Origin of the sequence: Streptomyces sp. NPDC019890, from assembly GCF_044903445.1 — a bacterium.
Taxonomy (GTDB): domain Bacteria; phylum Actinomycetota; class Actinomycetes; order Streptomycetales; family Streptomycetaceae; genus Streptomyces.
In genome coordinates this window covers 663068-683337 of sequence record NZ_JBJDQK010000003.1, presented here as the reverse complement: position 1 = coordinate 683337, position 20270 = coordinate 663068, and the positions used below count along the sequence as shown (strand labels likewise).

The following is a 20270-nucleotide window of genomic DNA, read 5'->3' as shown; positions in this document are numbered from 1 at the left end:
ACAACCGACAGGTAGGTGCAACGAGCATCATGAAGCCCATTCACTCGCGCTCCGCACGCGCCATAGTCGTCGCTGTCGCGGCCGGCTCGCTGGCGCTCACCGGCTGCTCCAAGGACAGCGGCGGTAACGGCAAGGACCAGTCGAAGTCCAAGCAGGACGCTGCGGCCCAGTCCAAGCCGGTCGCCTACGCCGACGCGGCTGCCTCCAACGGTCCGGCGGCGGAGGTCCCGGGCGCCAAGCCCGGTGGCACGATCAACGTCTTCACGCAGTCGGACCTGTCCCACATGGACCCGGGTCAGATCTACGTGAGTGACGCGGGCCAGTTCGCCAACCTGGTCCACCGCAAGCTGACCAACTACCAGGAGGACGACAAGGGCAACCTGACGGTCGTCGGTGACGTTGCCACCGACTCCGGCAAGTCCTCCGACGGCGGCAAGACCTGGACGTACACGCTCAAGGACGGCATCAAGGACGAGGACGGCAACGCCATCACCTCGGCCGACGTCCGTCATACCATCGAGCGTCAGTACGCGAAGGTCATCTTCGACGGTCCGACCTTCGTGCAGAGCTGGCTCTCCGGCTCCGACTACCGCAAGGCGCTCCCGGACGGTCCGTACAAGGGCAAGCACCTTCCGGACAGCGTCCTCGCGACCCCGGACGCGAAGACTGTCGTCTTCCACTTCGACAAGCCGCGTCCGGACCTCCCGCAGGCGCTGGCCATGGCCGGCTACGGCATCGTCCCGCAGAAGGACGACACGAAGGAGAAGTACGACAAGGCCCCGAAGTCGCTGGGCCCGTACAAGATCGCCGAGTACAAGGCCGGCAAGTCCCTGAAGCTGGTGAAGAACACCAACTGGGACCCGAAGACGGACGCCGTGCGCCACCAGTACGTCGACGGCTACAGCTTCACCACCACGATCGACCAGCCCAGCCAGACCAAGCGTCTGGTCTCCGATCAGGGTGAGGCCAAGAACGCCATCCAGTTCACGGACTCCGTGGACCCGGCGCAGATGCAGTCCGTGATCACCAACGCGGCGGTCAACAAGCGCACGATCAAGGGCTACCAGCCCTACGTGTGGCAGATGAGCTTCAACCTGGACCGTCTGAAGGACAAGAAGGTCCGCGACGCGATCACCTACGCGATCCCGAACCAGCGCATGATCCAGGCTGACGGTGGCAAGTACGGCGGCGAGCTCGCCGGTGGTCTGTTCGCGCCGACCCTGCCGGGCTTCGACCCGAAGTACGACCCGTTCGGCAAGCTGAAGATGCCCAACGGTGACCCGGAGAAGGCCAAGAAGCTCCTCGCGGAGGCCGGTGTCAAGAAGGGCACCAAGCTCACCTACGCCTACTCCAACACCCCGCGTGGCCAGAAGCAGATGGTCATCATCAAGGACGCGCTGAACGCCATCGGCTTCGACGTTCAGGCCAAGGAGATCGAGCGCGCCACGTTCTACGAGCAGATCGGCAAGCTCAAGAACCCGTACGACCTGTACATGACCGGCTGGGGCCAGGACTGGTCCTCCCCGTCGACGGTCGTCACCCCGGTCTACGACGGCAAGCTGATCGCCGACGGTGCCCCGAACTACTCCCACATCAACGATGAGAAGGTCAACACCCTCATCCAGGAGGCCCTGGTCCTGCAGCCCGAGGCCGCGGCCAAGAAGTGGGAAGAGGCGCACCACCGCATCGTCGAGGAGATCAACCCGTCTGCTCCGGTCTACTACTCGAAGCAGATCCAGCTCTTCGGCTCGAACATCGGCGGCGCCCGGTACAGCACGAACTCGAGCTACATCGACATCAACCGTCTGTACCTGATCAAGCCGTAACACCGAATCACGGCTGATCCGTGGGGGTGTGCGCCAGGCGGAGCGCACCCCCACGGACTCCAACCCCTCACAACCCCGCCGCTTCCGAAGAGAGCAGCCTCCCGCGATGCTTCAGTTCCTCATCCGCAGGTTGATCGGCGCCGTCGTGATCATGTTCCTGATCGGCGCGTTCACGTTCTTCCTGTTCTACACAATCCCCCAGGACTTCGCCGAGCTTTCCTGCGGCAAGAACTGCTCGCCGGAGAACATCGCGGTCATCCGCGAGAACCTCGGCCTCGACAAGCCCATCACCGCACAGTTCTGGGACTTCATGGCCGGCATCGTGACCGGCCGGGACTTCCCCGTCGGGCACTGCCCCGCACCGTGCCTCGGTGTCTCCTTCAGCACGGGTGACTTCGTCTGGGCCTCCATCATGGACCGCTTCCCGCTGACGCTGTCGCTGACCATCGGCGGTCTCATCATCTTCCTGGTGCTGGGACTCGCCTCGGGACTCATCGCTGCCTGGAAGCGCGGTACCGCGGTCGACAAGGCCGTCAGCGGCGCCTCGATGGTGCTCAGCTCGTTCCAGATCTACTTCCTTGGCCCGATTGTTCTTGGCATCTTCGTCTACAGCACGGGCTGGATGGACAACCCCAAGTACATTCCGTTCACGGAGGATCCGGTCGGCTGGGCCGTCGGGCTGCTGATCCCCTGGGCCGTCATGGCGACGATCTTCACCGCCCAGTACACGCGTATGGCTCGCTCCACCATGATCGAGCAGCTCCAGGAAGAGCATGTCCGCACCGCGCGGGCCAAGGGCATGCGACAGAGCTACGTCTTCTTCCGCTACGCCTGGCGCGGCTCGCTGGCTCCCATCGTCACCATCCTCGGCATGGACCTCTCCGGCCTCCTCGCGGGCGCCGTGGTCACCGAGTTCACCTTCCAGCTGGCCGGCGTCGGCCGCCTGGCGGTGGAGTCGTCGCTGACCAAGGACCTGCCGCTGACGATGGGCGTGATGCTGTTCGGGGCCTTCTTCATCCTGATCCTGAACATCATCGTGGACCTCGCCTACGCCTACATCGACCCGCGCGTGCGCCTCGCCTAGGAGAACGACCGTGACCACACTGACCAAGACCGAAGACACACCGGCCCCGACCGGGCCGGAGGCCTTCCTCTCGGTCCGCGACCTGCGGGTGCGGTTCTCCACCGAGGACGGCATCGTCAACGCGGTCGACGGCCTCTCCTTCGATGTCGAGCGCGGCAAGACGCTGGGCATCGTGGGCGAATCGGGCTCCGGCAAGTCCGTCACCAACCTGACCGTCCTCGGTCTGCACAACCCGAAGACCACCGCCGTCGAGGGCTCGATCCGACTTGACGGGCAGGAGCTGACCGACGCCTCCGAGAAGCAGCTCGAAAAGCTTCGCGGCAACAAGGTCGCGATGATCTTCCAGGACCCGCTGACGGCGCTCTCGCCGTACTACACGGTGGGCCGGCAGATCGCGGAGCCGTTCATGAAGCACACCGGCGCCTCCAAGAAGGAGGCGAAGGCGCGGGCCATCGAGATGCTGGACAAGGTCGGCATTCCGCAGCCCGCGCTGCGCTTCAACGACTACCCGCACCAGTTCTCCGGCGGTATGCGCCAGCGCGCGATGATCGCCATGGCGCTGATCTGCGACCCCGACCTGCTGATCGCCGACGAGCCGACCACCGCGCTCGACGTGACCGTGCAGGCGCAGATCCTCGACCTGCTCAAGGATCTCCAGCAGGAGTTCGGGTCGGCGATCATCTTCATCACCCACGACCTGGGCGTCATCGCCAACATGGCCGACGACCTGCTGGTGATGTACGCGGGGCGGGCGGTGGAGCGCGGCAGCGTCCGCGAAGTGCTCCAGGCACCGCAGCACCCGTACACCTGGGGCCTGTTGAGCTCCATGCCGCGCCTCGGTGGTGACATCGACGAGGCGCTCATGCCGATCCCCGGCTCCCCGCCGAGCCTGCTCACACCGCCGTCCGGCTGCCCCTTCCACCCGCGCTGCACCTTCACCGACAAGGTGAGCGACTCGCGGTGCTCCGGTGAGCGGCCGCTGCTGGCCGAGGGGCGGGCCGCTGCCTGCCATCTCACGGCGGATCAGAAGCAGACCATCTTCATCGATCAGATCAAGCCCCGGCTGGGCTAGGGAGACGCAGAGACATGAGTGAAAACGTCACTCTGCCTAAGCAGCAGGGAACATCAGATGCGGCCGACGACCCGGGCGAGGCACTGCTCACGGTCGAGGGCCTGACCAAGCATTTCCCGATCTACGGCGGCTTCCCCTTCAAGCGCCAGGTCGGCGCCGTCAAGGCGGTCGACGGGATCGACCTGACCGTGCACGCCGGTGAGAGCCTCGGCCTCGTCGGCGAGTCGGGCTGTGGCAAGTCCACGACCGGACGGCTGATCACCCGCCTGCTCGAACCGACCGGCGGCAGGATCACCTATTCCGGGCAGGACATCACCCACGCCAGCCGCAAGCAGCTGGCGCCGATCAGGTCCGAGATCCAGATGATCTTCCAGGACCCGTACTCGTCGCTGAACCCGCGGCAGACCGTCGGCACCATCATCAAGAGCCCGATGGAGGTCAACGGCATCAACCCGCCCGGCGGGCGCGAGAAGCGGGTGCGGGAGCTGCTGGAGACCGTTGGTCTCAACCCGGAGCACTACAACCGCTTCCCGCACGAGTTCTCCGGCGGCCAGCGGCAGCGCATCGGTGTGGCGCGGGCCCTCGCGCTCGAACCGAAGCTGATCGTCGCCGACGAGCCGGTCTCGGCGCTGGACGTGTCGATTCAGGCGCAGGTCGTCAACCTGCTGAAGAAGGTCCAGGACGAGCTGGGTATCGCCTTCCTGTTCATCGCCCACGACCTGGCGGTCGTGCGGCACTTCTCGCAGCGCGTGGCCGTCATGTACCTGGGCAAGGTGATGGAGGTCGCCGACCGCGACTCCCTGTACAACAGGCCTCGCCACCCGTACACGCACGCCCTGCTCTCGGCCGTGCCCGAGGCGGACGTCGACGCCGCGAAGAAGGAGCGGATCCGTCTCTCCGGCGACGTTCCCTCCCCGGTGCTGCCGCCGTCCGGCTGCCGCTTCCGCACCCGCTGCTGGAAGGCGCAGGACAAGTGCGCGACCCAGGAGCCGCCGCTGGTGCAGATCTCCGGGAACCGGGCGGGTCACCTGACGGCCTGCCACTTCCCTGAGGAGCCGACGACCGAGGGGCGGGCCGAGGACGTCGTTCTCGACCCGGCGCTCACGGCGCTCGAGGACCAGAGCGGTTCCGACGACTGACGCGTATGCAGGGAAATGCCCCGGCCGCCTTGTGGTGGCCGGGGCATTTCCATTCACGGCCCGGGGGATTTCACTCCCGGGGGCCGGTCCCTGGTATTCGTCAGGAGTACTGAATACCCCACAGATTGTTGTTCGCCTTGACCGGAATGACGCCGGGCTTCTTGTAAACCGTCTGTGTCTTGCAGACGCCACCGGCTCCCGTGTAGACCCGGTACTTGTGCGCGGTGAAGCTCTTGGCGTCGTGATACATCATCAGCCGGCCCTTGGTCTTGCCGGCCTTGCGCTGCACGGTGGCCGAGTAGGTCCAGGTGTCGGACTTGGTCCAGGTCTTCGCAAGGGAGACGCTGAAGGACGTGCTGGCCTTGGCGAAGATGACGCCCGCCTCGGCGCCGACGGTTGCCGTGCCGGTGGCGGTCCAGCTGCCGGTCTTGTTCTTCGCGTAGCTGATGGTGACACCAGGGCGGGCCCAGTCGCTGTGGATGTTGGTGGGCTTCCACACCGTCTTCTTGTTGATGATGGCGATGTAGGTCCCGGACGAGTCACATCCCTGAACCCCCGCATGTGCGGGTGCGGCTGCGACGATGGTGCCACCGCTGACAATGACAGCGGCGAGCGCCGTGCTGAGAGCACGCCTCATGCCAGATTTCCCCTCGTTTTTGGTCTCACCGTGCTGGCTTGACCGGTCGCCGACAACTGTGGCCCAACCGGTGGGGAGTTGGAATCCATTTGAGGAAAAGCTGAGCTTAACTTCCGTACGATTAAAGGAAGTTGACGGTTGCACAGACATTCGTGGCCGGGAAAATCGTTTGCGGATCCGCGTTCTGACCCGAAGAGTGGCGGCATGTCCTTTACTGTCCGGCCGGCCACCCCCGAGGATGCGCCCGCCGTCTGTGCACTGCTGAATGCGGTCGATGTCGCCGAGATCGGGCGAGCGGAGACCGATCTCAGCTCCGTGGAGACCGATCTGACGGGCTCCGAGGCCGATCTGGAGCACAACTCCTGGCTGGCGTTCGAGGACGGCAGGCTGGTGGCGTACGGACTGCTGTGGGACGACTCCGGGGCCGAGCGCATCGACATCGACCACTACGTGCTGCCCGAGCACCAGGCCGTGGGCGAGCATCTGCTCGACCTGATGCAGATACGGGCCGCCCAGAAGGCCGCCGCCAACGGAGCCGAGCGTGCCGTCGTCCACCTCCACCTCAATGTCCGCCCCACGCTGGACACCGCGCTGCTCACCAGCCGCAGCTGGGAGACCGTGCGCCGCTACAACGTACTGACCCGGCCGCTGTCCGCCGCGGTCGATCACGTCCCCGCACTGCCGCCCGGGCTCACCCTGCGCGACTGCCGCGACGAAGGGGACCGCAGGCGCGCCCATCAGCTCATGGAGGAGACCTTCGCCGACCACTACGACCATCAGCCGCGCAGCTACGAGCAGTGGCTCGAGGACCGTGGCAAGGGCATCGACTGGTCCCTGGTGTGGATCGCCTCCCTTGCCGGCTCCGGCGATGTCGCCGTGGTGATGACCCGGGACGACCGGCAGGCCATGGGCTGGATCCCGAACCTCGGCGTGCGCAAGCAGGCCAGGGGCCGGGGGATAGCGAGCCATCTGCTGCGCCATGCCTTCGGCGTCTATGCCGGGCGTGGTCGCGACACCATCGGCCTGGGCGTGGACACCGGGAATGCGACGGGTGCGCTGCGGCTGTACGAGGCCCATGGGATGAGCCTCTCCTTCGCCGTGGACACCTGGGAGGTGACGCTGAAGGCCGATCCGCCGGTTCGTCCGGACGGCCGAGGATAAGCAGGCTCGTCCGGACGGCCGAGGATAAGCAGGCTCGTCCGGACGGCCGAGGATAACGTGCGGTCTGCATGGACATGGGGTGTATTCGGTCCTAAGGGAGACTCGGGACCACAGGAGGCACTCCATGCGTGGAGCGACGCACGCCAGATGGGCCGCAGGCGCGGCGGCCGTCGCCCTCGCGGCGACGGCCTGCGGCGGCGGCAGCGACAGCGGTGGTGGCGCCACAGGGATCGTCAGCTCCTCCTGGGGCGATCCGCAGAACCCGCTGGAGCCCGCGAACACCAACGAGGTGCAGGGCGGCAAGGTCCTCGACATGGTCTTCCGCGGCCTCAAGCGGTACAACGCCAAGACCGGCGCGGCCGAAGACATGATCGCCGAGAAGATCGACACCTCGGACTCGGTCAATTTCACTGTCACCATCAAGGACGGCTGGACCTTCAGCAACGGCGAGAAGGTCACCGCCAAGTCCTTCGTGGACGCCTGGAACTACGGCGCCAACCTCAAGAACAACCAGAAGAACGCGTACTTCTTCGGCCAGATCGAGGGGTACGAGCAGGTCCACCCGGAGAAGGGGCAGCCCACCGCCGCGACCCTGTCCGGGCTCAAGGTCGTCAACGACAAGAGCTTCACGGTCAAGCTCAACCAGAAGTTCTCCACCTGGCCCGACACCCTCGGCTACTCCGCCTTCTCGCCGCTTCCCCAGGCGTTCTTCACCAGCCACGACTCCTGGCTCGCGAAGCCCGTCGGCAACGGCCCGTACACCGTCGACTCGTACACCAAGGGCTCAAAGATGTCCCTGCGCAAGTGGGACGGCTACCCGGGGCCCGACAAGGCGCAGAACGGCGGCGTCGACCTGAATGTGTACACGGACAACAACACCGCCTACACCGATCTGACCGCGGGCAACCTCGACCTCGTCGACGATGTGCCGGCCGCGCAGCTCAAGAACGTCAAGGCCGACCTCGACGGCCGGTACATCAACACCCCCGCCGGCATCATCCAGACCCTCGCCTTCCCGTACTACACCAAGGCCTGGAACACCCCGAACGGCGCGAAGGTCCGCAAGGGCATCTCCATGGCGATCAACCGCCAGCAGATCACCGACACGATCTTCCAGAAGACGCGCACGCCCGCGAAGGACTGGACCTCGCCCGTACTCGGCGTGGACGGCGGCTACAAGGACACGCTCTGCGGCGAAGCCTGCACCTACAACCCCACCGAGGCCAAGAAGCTGATCACGGAGGGCGGCGGCTTCCCCGGCGGCCAGCTGAAGATCTCGTACAACGCCGACACCGGCTCGCACAAGGAGTGGGTCGACGCCGTCTGCAACAGCATCAACAACGCGCTGGGCAACGACAAGGCGTGCGTCGGCAACCCCGTCGGCACCTTCGCCGACTTCCGCAACCAGATCGGTGAGCACAAGATGCCCGGTCCCTTCCGGGCCGGCTGGCAGATGGACTACCCGCTCATCCAGAACTTCCTGCAGCCGCTCTACTACACCAACGCCTCGTCCAACGACGGCCTGTGGAGCAACCCGGACTTCGACAAGCTCGTCAACGAGGCCAACGCCGAGTCGGACACGCAGAAGGCGGTGGAGACCTTCCAGCAGGCCGAGGACGTCGTACGCGACCAGGTGGCCGCCATCCCGCTCTGGTACCAGAACGGCAGTGCCGGCTACTCGGACCGGGTCTCCAATGTCGCGCTGAACCCGTTCAGTGTCCCTGTCTACAACGAGATCAAGGTGAAGTGACCGACCGACGCCGGGAGGCCCGCGATGGGACGGTATGTGATCCGGCGTCTGCTGCAGATGATCCCGGTCTTCTTCGGCGCGACGCTGCTGATCTTTCTCATGGTGAACGTGATGGGCGACCCCATCGCGGGCCTCTGCGGCGAGCGCCAGTGCGACCCCGCGACGGCCGCCCAGCTGCGCAAGGAGTTCGGCCTCGACAAGCCGGTGTGGCAGCAATACCTGACGTACATGGGCAATGTCTTCACCGGCGACTTCGGCACCGCCTTCAACGGGCAGAAGGTCACCGAGCTGATGGCCGACGCCTTCCCGGTCACCATCCGGCTCACCCTGGTAGCGATCGTCTTCGAGATCATCATCGGCATCACATTGGGTGTGATCACGGGCCTGAAGCGCGGCCGGCCCGTGGACACCAGCGTGCTGGCGCTCACCCTGGTGGTCATCGCGATCCCGACTTTCGTCACCGGTCTGCTGCTCCAGCTGCTGCTCGGCGTCGAATGGGGCGTCATCAAGCCCGCCGTATCACCGGAAGCGCCGCTCAACGAGCTGATCATTCCCGGTCTGGTGCTCGCCTCGGTCTCGCTCGCCTACGTCACCCGGCTGACCAGGACCTCGATCGCCGAGAACGCCCGCTCCGACTATGTCCGCACCGCAAAGGCCAAGGGGCTGCCCAGAATAAGAGTGATCACCCGTCATCTGCTGCGCAATTCACTGATCCCCGTGGTCACCTTCATCGGCGCCGACATCGGCGCGCTGATGGGCGGCGCGATCGTCACCGAGCGCATCTTCAACATCCACGGCGTCGGCTACCAGCTCTACCAGGGCATCGTCCGCCAGAACACCCAGACCGTCGTCGGCTTTGTGACCGTCCTGGTGCTTGTGTTCCTGCTGGCGAATCTGCTCGTCGACCTGCTGTACGCCGTGCTCGACCCGAGGATCCGCTATGCCTGAGCCGCAGTACGACAACGGGGGAGCCATCGCCTCGACCGGCGCGGGCGGCGGGATGGACCTCGCGACCAGCGAGGGCGCGACCCTGGAGAAGACCCCCGGCGGCCCGCTGGGCACAGGCCCCGCCGAAAAGCCCCGCAGCCTCTGGTCGGACGCCTGGCGCGATCTGCGGCGCAATCCCGTCTTCATCATCTCGGGCCTTTTCATCGTCTTCCTGGTGATCATCTCGATCTGGCCGCAGCTCATCGCCTCCGGCAACCCGCTCCAGTGCGACCTCGCCAAGGCACAGCAGGGCTCCCAGCCCGGCCACCCCTTCGGCTTCAACGGACAGGGCTGCGACGTCTACACCCGTACGGTCTACGGCGCGCGCACCTCGGTGACCGTCGGCGTCTGTGCCACCCTGGGCGTCGCGCTGCTCGGGTCCCTGCTCGGCAGTCTTGCCGGGTTCTTCGGCGGCGGCGGGGACGCGGTCCTCTCCAGGACCACCGACATCTTCTTCGGCATCCCCGTCATCCTCGGCGGTCTCGTGTTTCTGTCCGTGGTCAACAGCACCACGGTCTGGCCGGTGGTCGGCTTCATGGTGCTGCTCGGCTGGCCGCAGATCTCCCGTATCGCGCGCGGCTCCGTCATCACCGCCAAGCAGAACGACTACGTGCAGGCTGCGCGGGCGCTCGGCGCCTCCAACTCCCGGATTCTGCTGAGGCACATCGCGCCCAACGCCGTCGCCCCGGTGATCGTCGTGGCCACCATCGCGCTCGGTACGTTCATCGCCCTGGAGGCGACCCTGTCCTACCTCGGCGCCGGTCTGAAGCCGCCGACCGTATCCTGGGGCATCGACATCTCCTCGGCCTCGCCGTACATCCGCAACGCCCCGCACATGCTGCTCTGGCCGGCCGGCGCGCTGGCGATCACGGTGCTCGCGTTCATCATGCTCGGCGACGCGGTGCGCGACGCCCTCGACCCCAAGCTGCGCTGAGGAGCCCGCCATGTTGCTCGAAGTGCGCGATCTGCACGTGGAGTTCCGTGTGCGGGACGGCGTGGCCAAGGCCGTCAACGGCGTCAACTACAGGGTCGACGAGGGCCGGACGCTCGCTGTGCTCGGCGAATCGGGCTCCGGAAAGTCCGTCACCGCGCAGGCCGTGATGGGGATTCTGGACATGCCGCCGGGACGGATCACCGGTGGCGAGGTGCTCTTCAAGGGACAGGATCTGCTGAAGCTCAAGGAGGAGGAGCGGCGGAAGATCCGCGGGGCCCATATGGCCATGATCTTCCAGGACGCGCTGTCGTCGCTGAACCCGGTGCTGAGCGTCGGTGACCAGCTCGGGGAGATGTTCACCGTCCACCGGGGGATGTCGAGGAAGGACGCGCGGGCGAAGGCCGTCGAACTGATGGAACGGGTGGGGATCCCGGGGGCGAAGGAGCGGGTGGGGCAGTATCCGCACCAGTTCAGCGGGGGCATGCGGCAGCGGATCATGATCGCGATGGCGCTGGCACTGGAGCCGTCGCTGATCATCGCCGACGAGCCGACGACCGCGCTCGACGTCACCGTCCAGGCACAGGTGATGGAACTGCTCGCGGGGCTCCAGAACGAGCTGAACATGGGCCTGATCCTGATCACCCACGACCTGGGCGTGGTCGCGGACGTCGCGGACACGATCGCGGTGATGTACGCGGGGCGGATCGTCGAGACGGCCCCCGTGCACGACATCTACAAGGCTCCGGCCCATCCGTACACCAAAGGCCTGCTGGACTCGATCCCGCGACTCGACCAGAAGGGCCAGGAGCTGTACGCGATCAAGGGCCTGCCACCGAACCTGATGAACATCCCGCGCGGCTGCGCCTTCCACCCGCGCTGTCCGCTGGCGCAGGACGTGTGCCGGACGGATGAGCCGCCGCTGTACGAGGTGTCGCCGGAGCGGGGCAGTGCCTGCCACTTCTGGCAGGAGGTACTCCGTGGCTGAGGCGATCCTGGAGGTCCGCGACCTGGTGAAGCACTATCCGCTGACCCGGGGCATCCTCTTCAAGAAGCAGGTCGGCGCGGTCAAGGCGGTGGACGGGGTCGACCTCGACCTGGTGGCGGGCGAGACGCTGGGCATCGTGGGGGAGTCGGGCTGCGGCAAGTCCACGCTGGCGAAGATGCTGGTGCATCTGGAGGAGCCGACGGCGGGGGCGATCCGTTACAAGGGCGACGACATCACCAAGCTGTCGGGACGGGCGCTGAAGGCGGTGCGGCGGAACATCCAGATGGTGTTCCAGGATCCGTATACGTCCCTCAACCCCCGGATGACGGTCGGGGACATCATCGGGGAGCCGTACGAGATCCATCCGGAGGTCGCGCCGAAGGGCTCGCGCCGGCAGAAGGTGCAGGACCTGCTCGATGTCGTCGGGCTCAACCCCGAGTACATCAACCGCTATCCGCACCAGTTCTCCGGCGGTCAGCGGCAGCGGATCGGCATCGCGCGGGGGCTCGCGCTCCAGCCGGAGATCATCGTGGCGGACGAGCCGGTGTCGGCGCTCGATGTCTCGATCCAGGCGCAGGTCATCAATCTGCTGGACAGACTGCAGACCGACTTCAGCCTCAGCTATGTGTTCATCGCGCACGACCTGTCGATCGTGCGGCACATCTCGGACCGGGTGGGCGTGATGTATCTGGGCCGGATCGTGGAGATCGGCAAGGACGAGGAGATCTACGAGCATCCGACGCATCCGTACACCCAGGCACTGCTGTCGGCGGTCCCGGTACCGGACCCGGAGGCGCGGGAGTACCGGGAGCGGATCATCCTGCACGGGGATGTGCCGTCGCCGGCGAACATCCCTTCGGGGTGCCGCTTCCGGACGCGTTGCTGGAAGGCGCAGGAGCGCTGCGAGCTGGAGGTGCCGCTGCTGGAGGTGCCGGAGGTGTTCCGACGGGGGGAGGGGCCGGCTGAGCATCCGTCGGCGTGCCACTTCGCGGAGGAGAAGCGGGTGGTGCCGCCGGAGCGGGGTGCGGCTCCTGACGTGGGATGACCACGAGCGACAAAGGGCAATAAATGCCCATCAATTTCTTTAACACACAGGCAACTTGACCGTCGCAGCTCCGATATACGAACGCGTCACGCTGAACAACGTACGGCCGTGCGGGTGCCGTAGACCGGTCGGGGCTCGCCATGTGGCCCCGACCGGTCGCCTTTGCGGTGCATGGGCCCTTGTTGAAGGGGCCGCAGCGATGCAGCATCGCGAGTGTGACTCTCACGCGGGGAGCCCGGATCACGGGAGCGGTGCTGTGTGCCGCACTCGCCCTCGCCGTGGGGGCGTGGATCGTCCGGGATCTCACGACCGTCGACGACCCGCTCGACCTTTGGCGCGTGTGGACCGGAAACGACCGCGGCAACGTCTCCGCCCCGCCGACGACCACCCTCGAAGACCTGGTGCTGTTCCTGGTGTACGCCACCGTGGGCTTCGCCGTCCTGCGCTCGCCGGTCGCGGCCGCCGCGCTGGTGGCCGCGGGCGTGATCACGCTCGCCGTGCGGCTGCCCGGGCTGTGGGTCCTGAGCTCGTCCTGGATGGGGCTGCGCGCCGGCGACGAACTGCGCACCCGGGCGCTGTACTTCACCTTCGCGGCGATCGGCCTTGGCCTGGGGCTGCTCATCACTGCGGCGGCGGGGCGGAGGGCGGGGCCCGGTGAGTCCGCCCTGTACCCCGCGTACCCCGTGTACGCCGCGCACGAGCGGACGCCGACCCGGCCGACGCAGGGTGTGTCGGTGCTCGCCTTTCTGCTGCTGAGCGCGGCGGCGGGGGTGCTGGCGGCCTGGGAGGTCCACACAGCGACGCAGTACCGGGGCCGCGGCTATCCGGACCGCTTCACCGGCAGCGAGTCGGTGCTGCTGCCACTGCTCGGCACGCCGCCGGGCTGGCTGACCGCGGTGATCGTGGTACTCGCTCTGGTGGCGGCGTTCGGCGCGCTCTTCCAGGCGGTGTACTCGCGGCCGCTGGGGCTGGTGGTGGCGGCTTTCCTGCTCGCGGTGGGTGGGCGCGGCGTCGACATGGCGCTACGGAACGAGCTGATCCCGGGGCTCGGCGGTCTGCCGACGCGGGACCAACTGCTCGTCCTGTCCTGGCTGTTCGAACTGACGGTGGGGTTGGTACTGGTGCTCGCGCTGGCCCGCCGCGGACAGAGCGCGTGGGAGGGGGCGGTGCCGGGGCCGGGGTACGGCTACGCGCAGGGGGGCGGCTCGGGTCCACCGCCGCCGTCGTCGCCGCCACCGGGCTGGTGACGGCCGGGTGGGGGCAACTACGCCAGCCCCAACGACCTCCTCAAGAACTCCACCTGAAGCAACAGCAGATTCTCCGCAATCTGCTCCTGCGGCGTCATATGCGTAACCCCCGTCAACGGCAGCACCTCATGCCCCCGCCCTGCCGCCAACAGCGCCGCCGACAACCGCAACGTATGTGCCATCACCACATTGTCGTCCGCCAGGCCGTGGATGATCATCAGCGGCCTCGCCGGATTCTCCGGCGTCGTCAACCCGTCCTCCGTCACCAGGGAGTTCGCCGCGTACACCTCCGGCCGCTCCGCCGGATCGCCCAGATACCGCTCCGTGTAATGCGTGTCGTACAGCCGCAGATCGCTCACCGGCGCGCCCGCCACCGCCGCATGGAAGACGTCGGGGCGGCGCAGCACCGCCAGCGCCGCCAGGTAGCCCCCGTACGACCAGCCGCGGATCCCCACCCGCCCGAGGTCCAGCGGGAACGTACCGGCCAGTGAGTGCAGCGCCTCGATCTGGTCGTCGAGGGTGAGCGGAAAGTTGTCCTTGATCGCCTTCTCCCAGCCGGGGGAGCGCCCGGGAGCCCCCCGCCCGTCCGCGACGATCACCGCGAAACCCTGGTCCGCGAACCACTGCGAGGTCAGATACGGATTGTGCGCGGCCAGCACACGCTGGCTGTGCGGTCCGCCGTACGGATCCATCAGCACTGGCAGCGGGCCGTCCGACTCCTGGTACCCGGTGGGGAGCAGGACCGCGCACGGAATCCTCCGCACGCCCCCCTCGCACAGCCGCACCCGCGGACTCAGCACCGGCTGCTCCGCGTACGAGGCCACGGTCGCGACCGCCTTGCCCTCCCGCAGGACCTGTACGGACGTTCCGCTCGCCTCGGTGCGCGCGGACGCTAGCACGGTCACCCCGCCGGAGCGCACCGCTGAGTGCACCCCGGGACCCTCCGAAATCCGCTCGATCCCCAGCTCGTTGACCCGGTAGACATGGATCTCGCCGGTCTCCGGTTGCGCGGCCTCCTCGCCCGCCGCCGCGGCGACCAGCACATCGCTCTCGCCGATGTCCAGCACCGCCCGCAGCTGCAGCTGCGCCCCGGTCAGCGTCCGGTCCCCGACCGCCAGCACCCGTGCGCCGCCCTCGTCCGCGACCCGCACCAGCCGGCCGTCCGGCGCCCAGGCCGGCACTCCGGGGAAGAGGTCCAGCCACACCGGGTCCTCGTCGACATGCACCGTCCGGGTCGCACCCGACTGCGGATCCACCGCCAGATACACCTGGGTGCGCTGGTCACGTGCCTGAACGAGCAGCAGCGGAGCGCCCGCCGAAGACCAGTGCACCCGGGCGAGATACGGATACCGGGCCCGGTCCCAGGTCACCTCCGTACGCTCCCCGTCCAGCGTGACCAGGAACAGCCGCACCTCGGCATTGGGCGTCCCGGCCGCCGGGTACGCGATCTGCTCCGGCTTCCGGTCCGGATGCGCGGGATCGGAGATCCACCAGCGCTGCACCTGCCGCTCGTCCACACGGGCCACCAGCAGCCGGTCCGACTCGGGCGCCCACCAGAAGCCGCGCGAACGCCCCATCTCCTCGGCCGCGATGAACTCCGCAAGGCCGTACGAGCTGTCCTTGTCCTCCGGCTCCGCCAGCGCCCGGTCCCCCTCGCCCTCCGCGCCGGTCACCCGCAGCGCGCCCTTGGCCACATAAGCGATACGGCGGCCGTCGGGGGACGGGCGGGGGTCGATCACCGGCCCGGGCACGGGCAGTTCGCGCGCGGTTCCGGCCCGCAGCTCCGCCGCGTACAGCCGCCCGGAGAGCGCGAAGGCCGCCAACTCGACCTCCTGGTCGACCGCATAGGCGACGATTCCCGCCGACCCCTCACGGCTGCGCTCCCGCCGGGCCCGCTCCTGCGCGGAGAGCTTCTCCTGCGCCCCGCCCAGCAGCGCGTCAGGATCGGCGGCCAACCGTTCCTGCGGCCGGCGGGCATCGCCGTCGAGATCCAGCACCCAGAGCCGGCCCACCCGGTCGGTCCCGGAGGCCGACCGCAGGAACACCACCCGGGAACCGTCCGGCGACACGGTGAAGGCGCGGGGAGCGCCGAGCGTGAAGCGCTGGGTCCTGGCGTACTGACGCGGGAAAGAGAGCTGTTGCCTCGTGGTCATGCGACCGAACCTAGCGTTCGTGCGCCCCCGTGTGCTGCTGTGCACCGATCGATGCGTTGGTACGGATAGTTATGATCCGTAGCGCAAGGTGGGTATGAACCTGCCGGCACATGCAACCTGCCCGTCCCGACCGAATATCTGTGGAGGTGAACCGCCGTGGCACTCTCGATTTCGGCGGTGGTGCTGCTGGCGATCGTCGTCTTCCTGCTGGTCCGGAAGTCCGGGCTGAAGGGTGGGCATGCGGCGGTCTGCGTGTTGCTCGGGTTCTACCTTGCAAGCTCGTCCATCGCCCCCACCATCAATGAGCTGACCACGAATGTGGCGGGAATGATCGGTGGCATCAAGTTCTAGCGCGACGGGTCCGGCTTGATCCCAAAGACACGCCTAGGCTGTCCCGCATGAAGGACCTTCCCGCCCGTCGTCTGCTCCTGGTGCATGCGCACCCGGACGACGAGTCGATCAACAACGGCGCCACGATGGCCCGGTACGCGGCCGCCGGTGCCCAGGTCACGCTGGTGACCTGCACCCTCGGGGAGGAGGGCGAGGTCATTCCGCCGGACCTCGCCCACCTCGCGCCCGACCGGGACGACCGGCTCGGATCCCATCGCATCGGCGAACTGGCCGCCGCGATGAAGGAGCTGGGCGTCACCGACCACCGCTTCCTCGGCGGCCCCGGCCGCTTCAGGGACTCCGGGATGATGGGCGTCGAACAGAACCACCGCCCCGGCGCGTTCTGGAACACCGATGTGGACGAGGCGGCCCTGCACCTCGTCGAGATCATCCGCTCCGTGCGGCCCCAGGTGCTCGTGACGTACGACCCGGACGGCGGCTACGGACACCCCGACCACATCCAGGCGCACCGCGTCGCGATGCGCGCCGCCGAGCTGGCCGCGGAGCCCGGCTTCCGGCGCGACCTCGGCGACGCACACGCCATCGCCAAGATCTACTGGAACCGGGTGCCACGGTCGGTGGCCGAGGAGGGCTTCGCCCGGCTGCGGGCGGCGGGAGTGGATTTCCCGGGCATCGCGGCGATCGACGACATTCCGGGTGTCGTGGACGATTCCCTGATCACCGCGGAGATCGACGGCACGTCGTACGCGGAGCGGAAGGCGGCGGCGATGCGCGCCCATGCCAGCCAAATCGCCGTGGACGGGCCCTTCTTCGCACTCTCCAACGATCTGGGGCAGCCGATCTTCGTCACGGAGTACTACCAGTTGGTGCGGGGTGAGCCGGGTACTCCGCTTGGAGAGCGCGAGCACGACCTCTTCGCGGGAGTGGCGGCATGAGTGGCACGGCGGGCATGACGGGCTTGACAGGAGTGGCGGCATGAGCGGACATGACGGGCAGGCCGGCTCCTGGCTGGCGCAGTCGCCCAGACCCGGCCGGATCGCCGCGTACCTCGGTCTCGCCGTGCTCGGCCTGCTGGTCGGGATCGCGGGCGCGCTGGTCCAAGGGGCCTGGTTCCCGGGCGGGTTGCTGCTCTCGCTGCTCGCCACCGCGAGTCTCTTCTACGGCTCGCTGCGGGCAACCGGCACCCAGCTCGGCGTGCTCGCGCCGGCGGTGGGATGGCTGATGGGGATCGTGGTGCTGAGCATCGGACGGCCCGAGGGCGACGGGGTCTTCTCCGCCGGGATCGGGCCGCTCGTCTACATGCTCGGCGGAATGGCGGTGGCTGTGATGTGCGCCACCATGTCGAGGCCTTCGCAACCGGGCGGCAGACCCAGTCGACTTGGCACATAAGGGGTTCCCGGGAACCCCCGGCAAGCAGTTGGTACGGGAGACGCCTATGGTGGGTCGCCCCGAGGGGTGGGAAGCCCCTGAACTGACCATGCCCGTACGGTCGGCGGTATGTCGCTTCCCACAGTCCCGGGGTGTCTGTCGGCGGCGCCCAGTATGGTGGTGCGCGCCGCCGAGCCGCCCACAGCAGTAGCTATCCAGTAAAAAACGGGCGGCGAAGCCAACCGGGAGAACCTGCTTTGAGTCGTGAAACTGACAGTTCGTCCTCCGGCCCCCAGGGGCGCGGTGGAGCCGCGTACCCCTCGGGAACACCGCCGTACGGAACCCGCCAGTATCCGTCGCTGCATCCCACGCAGGACGCACCGGACGAGGCCGACGCGGTTCCCGAGCAGCAGTCGGACGAGCCCAGGACAGAGACCACGCTGACCACGCGCATCCGGATCAACATCCCGGGCTCGCGGCCGATCCCGCCGGTGGTCATGCGTACGCCCATGAGCGACGTGGACGCGGCCACCGCCTCGGCGGCGTCCGCCGCTTCCTCGGGCTCCACAGGCTCCTCCGGCAGACAGAGCAGTGAGCGCACGGGCAGCACACCGCGGCCCGATGTGACGCAGGAGACTGCCGCACCCGGGGCGGAGCCGCCGACCGAGGAGAAGGCTCCGGCGAGCGACTGGTTCGCTCCGCGCAAGTCCTCTTCCGCCACGAACGGGGCGGGTCTGTCGGCCTCGGCCGCGCAGCCGCCGGCTCCGGCTCCGGGCGCGCCCGCGGGCCCGGCGTCCGCGAGCGGCTCCGACAGCGGCGCGTCTTCGCCGTACCTCTCCGACGGTCCCGGCTCGGGCGGTCCTGCCTCCGGTGGTCCTGCCTCCAGCGGTCCCGGCGGCCAGGGCGGTCCCGGCGTGCCCCGCCCCGGTGGCTCGCTCAGCGACCTGGCGGCGAGCGCCGACGGCCCGGCATCCGGCCCGAACGGTTTCGCTCCCGGGTCCGGGACCAACACGCCCCCGCTGGGAGTGCGCCCGCCGGCCGGCCCGACTTCGGGGCCCGTCAAGGGCAGTATGCCGATCCGCCCGCGCCCCGGCGGCCAGGGCGCTCCCGGCACGAGCGGCGGCTCCGGCGTTCCCGGCGTTCCCGGTCCGATGGTCCCCGGCGTTCCCGGCGTGCCCGGTCCCGGCGGCCCTGGCCTCCCCGGCGGTCCCGGCATGCCCCGGATGTCCGACGACACCGCCGTGCTGACCCCGCAGAAGCCCGCAGGACCCGCCCCCGAGCCGCCCGTCGGCCATGTCTCCGGCGACACGCTCACCAGCGGCATTCCCGTCGTCCCGAGCGACCACCGCTCGCCCTTCCCGCCGCTCGGCGGCCCGCCGCCGGGCCCCGGCACCGGACCGAACCCGGTCATCGGGGCATACCCCGGCCCCCAGGACGAGGGTGATTTCTCCGCACCGGAGTTCCCGGCCGGGCCCGGCGGCGGCCCCGCCGGGCCCGTCGTGCCGACTCCGGCCCCCGCGACCCCGCGGCCCGCACCCCGGCCCGCACCCGCCAAGAAGGGCCGCTCCAAGCTGGTGCTCGCCGGCGCCGCAGTGGTCGGTCTGCTCGGCATCGCGTACGGCGCCGGACTGCTGCTGAACCACTCCGACGTACCGAAGAGCACCACGGTCCTCGGCGTCGACATCGGCGGCGGCACCAAGGAGGAGGCGGTCGGCAAGCTCGACGCCGCCCTCGGCAAGCAGGCCGCCAAGCCGCTCCAGCTCTCGGTCGGCGGCAAGAAGGAGCAGCTCGCCCCGGACAAGGCCGGGCTCTCCCTGGACAGCCAGGCCACCGTCCGTAACGCCGCGGGCAGCGACTACAACCCCGTCTCGGTGATCGGCTCCCTCTTCGGCAGCGAGCGGGTCGCAGAACCGGTGATCCTCGTCGACGAGGAGAAGCTGAGCGTCGCGCTCACCGACCTGGCGGGCATCTCCGGCTCGGCCAGCGAGGGGACGATCAGGTTCGAGCCGAACAAGGCCGTCGCCGTACCGGGCAAGGCGGGCCTGACGCTGGACGTCGGCCGTTCCATGCTCTCGGTCAAGGACGCCTACCGCGCCCAGGTCGAGACCGGCAGGCCGAACCTCGTCGAACTGCCCGTCGCCACCCGCGAGCCGAGAATCACCCAGACCGAGCTGGACCGGGCGATGCAGCAGTTCGCCGAGCCCGCGATGTCCGGTCTGATCACCATCAAGGCGGGCGGCAAGCAGATCCAGTTCGGCCCGGCCAAGTCGCTGCCGAAGATCCTTTCCATGAAGGCGATCGACGGGAAGCTGGTCGAGGTCTACGACAAGAAGGCGATCACCGAGCTCCTCGACGGCGTCTTCGACGGGATCATGATCACCAAGGGCGACGGCAAGAAGCACCAGCTCACCGCGGACGACGTCGCCCAGGCGATGGGGACGGCGCTGCGCGGCAAGACGGCTGCCGAGCGCACCGCCACGATCGAGCTCGACCCTAGCTAGCGCCAGGCCTGCCGTACTGATCAGAGCCCC

The 20270-nt window shown here is 68.2% G+C and carries 17 protein-coding genes; 15 read left to right on the top strand and 2 right to left on the bottom strand.

The window, feature by feature from the left end:
- Positions 1 to 29: 29 nt before the first annotated feature.
- The 4 genes from ACI2LP_RS11505 (at position 30) to ACI2LP_RS11490 (ending at position 5121) form a co-directional block, all read left to right on the top strand.
- The gene (locus tag ACI2LP_RS11505) at positions 30 to 1826 is read left to right on the top strand and encodes an ABC transporter substrate-binding protein (protein WP_404724285.1); all 1797 of its coding nucleotides are present in this window, start codon (positions 30 to 32) and stop codon (positions 1824 to 1826) included.
- A 106-nt stretch (positions 1827 to 1932) separates the two neighbouring features.
- Positions 1933 to 2910, top strand: coding sequence for an ABC transporter permease (locus ACI2LP_RS11500; protein WP_404724284.1), 978 nt, complete (start codon positions 1933 to 1935; stop codon positions 2908 to 2910).
- A gap of 10 nt (positions 2911 to 2920) precedes the next feature.
- Positions 2921 to 3982 (top strand): ABC transporter ATP-binding protein, encoded by a 1062-nt coding sequence (locus tag ACI2LP_RS11495; protein WP_404724283.1) that lies wholly within the window; start codon positions 2921 to 2923, stop codon positions 3980 to 3982.
- A 14-nt stretch (positions 3983 to 3996) separates the two neighbouring features.
- Positions 3997 to 5121: an ABC transporter ATP-binding protein gene (locus ACI2LP_RS11490; RefSeq protein ID WP_404724282.1), complete on the top strand. Its 1125-nt coding sequence runs from the start codon at positions 3997 to 3999 to the stop codon at positions 5119 to 5121.
- Positions 5122 to 5221: 100 nt separating this feature from the next.
- On the opposite strand, the gene ACI2LP_RS11485 is transcribed toward ACI2LP_RS11490, so the two are convergent.
- Complete coding sequence (locus tag ACI2LP_RS11485) at positions 5222 to 5758, bottom strand: hypothetical protein (protein WP_404724281.1); 537 nt, start codon at positions 5756 to 5758, stop codon at positions 5222 to 5224.
- A gap of 204 nt (positions 5759 to 5962) precedes the next feature.
- Here ACI2LP_RS11485 and ACI2LP_RS11480 point away from each other — a divergent pair, with 204 nt between their 5' ends.
- From ACI2LP_RS11480 to ACI2LP_RS11450, 7 genes are all read left to right on the top strand, one after another.
- Positions 5963 to 6919, top strand: coding sequence for a GNAT family N-acetyltransferase (locus tag ACI2LP_RS11480; protein WP_404724280.1), 957 nt, complete (start codon positions 5963 to 5965; stop codon positions 6917 to 6919).
- Between the two features lie 124 nt (positions 6920 to 7043).
- A complete protein-coding gene (locus ACI2LP_RS11475; RefSeq protein ID WP_404724279.1) occupies positions 7044 to 8669 on the top strand; it encodes an ABC transporter substrate-binding protein in 1626 nt (541 codons plus the stop codon).
- A gap of 24 nt (positions 8670 to 8693) precedes the next feature.
- The gene (locus ACI2LP_RS11470) at positions 8694 to 9617 is read left to right on the top strand and encodes an ABC transporter permease (protein ID WP_404724278.1); all 924 of its coding nucleotides are present in this window, start codon (positions 8694 to 8696) and stop codon (positions 9615 to 9617) included.
- Positions 9610 to 10590, top strand: coding sequence for an ABC transporter permease (locus tag ACI2LP_RS11465; RefSeq protein WP_404724277.1), 981 nt, complete (start codon positions 9610 to 9612; stop codon positions 10588 to 10590). Before ACI2LP_RS11470 ends, ACI2LP_RS11465 begins: the two co-directional genes overlap by 8 nt.
- 10 nt (positions 10591 to 10600) lie before the next feature.
- Positions 10601 to 11575: an ABC transporter ATP-binding protein gene (locus tag ACI2LP_RS11460; protein ID WP_404724276.1), complete on the top strand. Its 975-nt coding sequence runs from the start codon at positions 10601 to 10603 to the stop codon at positions 11573 to 11575.
- The gene (locus ACI2LP_RS11455) at positions 11568 to 12620 is read left to right on the top strand and encodes an ABC transporter ATP-binding protein (RefSeq protein WP_404724275.1); all 1053 of its coding nucleotides are present in this window, start codon (positions 11568 to 11570) and stop codon (positions 12618 to 12620) included. The genes ACI2LP_RS11460 and ACI2LP_RS11455 overlap by 8 nt, the downstream gene beginning before the upstream one ends.
- A gap of 215 nt (positions 12621 to 12835) precedes the next feature.
- On the top strand, positions 12836 to 13867 hold the full coding sequence (locus ACI2LP_RS11450; protein WP_404724274.1) for a hypothetical protein: 1032 nt from the start codon (positions 12836 to 12838) through the stop codon (positions 13865 to 13867).
- A 17-nt stretch (positions 13868 to 13884) separates the two neighbouring features.
- On the opposite strand, the gene ACI2LP_RS11445 is transcribed toward ACI2LP_RS11450, so the two are convergent.
- A complete protein-coding gene (locus ACI2LP_RS11445; protein ID WP_404724273.1) occupies positions 13885 to 16020 on the bottom strand; it encodes a prolyl oligopeptidase family serine peptidase in 2136 nt (711 codons plus the stop codon).
- Between the two features lie 156 nt (positions 16021 to 16176).
- Here ACI2LP_RS11445 and ACI2LP_RS11440 point away from each other — a divergent pair, with 156 nt between their 5' ends.
- The 4 genes from ACI2LP_RS11440 (at position 16177) to ACI2LP_RS11425 (ending at position 20240) form a co-directional block, all read left to right on the top strand.
- Positions 16177 to 16371 (top strand): hypothetical protein, encoded by a 195-nt coding sequence (locus ACI2LP_RS11440; RefSeq protein WP_142213873.1) that lies wholly within the window; start codon positions 16177 to 16179, stop codon positions 16369 to 16371.
- Between the two features lie 47 nt (positions 16372 to 16418).
- Positions 16419 to 17306, top strand: a complete 888-nt coding sequence (mshB, locus tag ACI2LP_RS11435; protein ID WP_404724272.1) for an N-acetyl-1-D-myo-inositol-2-amino-2-deoxy-alpha-D-glucopyranoside deacetylase — start codon at positions 16419 to 16421, stop codon at positions 17304 to 17306.
- A 40-nt stretch (positions 17307 to 17346) separates the two neighbouring features.
- The gene (locus ACI2LP_RS11430; RefSeq protein ID WP_404724271.1) at positions 17347 to 17760 is read left to right on the top strand and encodes a DUF6113 family protein; all 414 of its coding nucleotides are present in this window, start codon (positions 17347 to 17349) and stop codon (positions 17758 to 17760) included.
- Between the two features lie 236 nt (positions 17761 to 17996).
- Complete coding sequence (locus ACI2LP_RS11425) at positions 17997 to 20240, top strand: hypothetical protein (RefSeq protein WP_404724270.1); 2244 nt, start codon at positions 17997 to 17999, stop codon at positions 20238 to 20240.
- Positions 20241 to 20270: the final 30 nt, after the last annotated feature.

Coding starts and splice junctions, on each gene's coding strand:
- ACI2LP_RS11505 (WP_404724285.1), top strand. CDS start 30: ATGAAGCCCATTCACTCGCGCTCCGCACGCGCCATAGTCGTCGCTGTC.
- ACI2LP_RS11500 (WP_404724284.1), top strand. CDS start 1,933: ATGCTTCAGTTCCTCATCCGCAGGTTGATCGGCGCCGTCGTGATCATG.
- ACI2LP_RS11490 (WP_404724282.1), top strand. CDS start 3,997: ATGAGTGAAAACGTCACTCTGCCTAAGCAGCAGGGAACATCAGATGCG.
- ACI2LP_RS11485 (WP_404724281.1), bottom strand. CDS start 5,758: ATGAGGCGTGCTCTCAGCACGGCGCTCGCCGCTGTCATTGTCAGCGGT.
- ACI2LP_RS11480 (WP_404724280.1), top strand. CDS start 5,963: ATGTCCTTTACTGTCCGGCCGGCCACCCCCGAGGATGCGCCCGCCGTC.
- ACI2LP_RS11475 (WP_404724279.1), top strand. CDS start 7,044: ATGCGTGGAGCGACGCACGCCAGATGGGCCGCAGGCGCGGCGGCCGTC.
- ACI2LP_RS11470 (WP_404724278.1), top strand. CDS start 8,694: ATGGGACGGTATGTGATCCGGCGTCTGCTGCAGATGATCCCGGTCTTC.
- ACI2LP_RS11465 (WP_404724277.1), top strand. CDS start 9,610: ATGCCTGAGCCGCAGTACGACAACGGGGGAGCCATCGCCTCGACCGGC.
- ACI2LP_RS11460 (WP_404724276.1), top strand. CDS start 10,601: ATGTTGCTCGAAGTGCGCGATCTGCACGTGGAGTTCCGTGTGCGGGAC.
- ACI2LP_RS11445 (WP_404724273.1), bottom strand. CDS start 16,020: ATGACCACGAGGCAACAGCTCTCTTTCCCGCGTCAGTACGCCAGGACC.
- mshB (WP_404724272.1), top strand. CDS start 16,419: ATGAAGGACCTTCCCGCCCGTCGTCTGCTCCTGGTGCATGCGCACCCG.
- ACI2LP_RS11430 (WP_404724271.1), top strand. CDS start 17,347: ATGAGCGGACATGACGGGCAGGCCGGCTCCTGGCTGGCGCAGTCGCCC.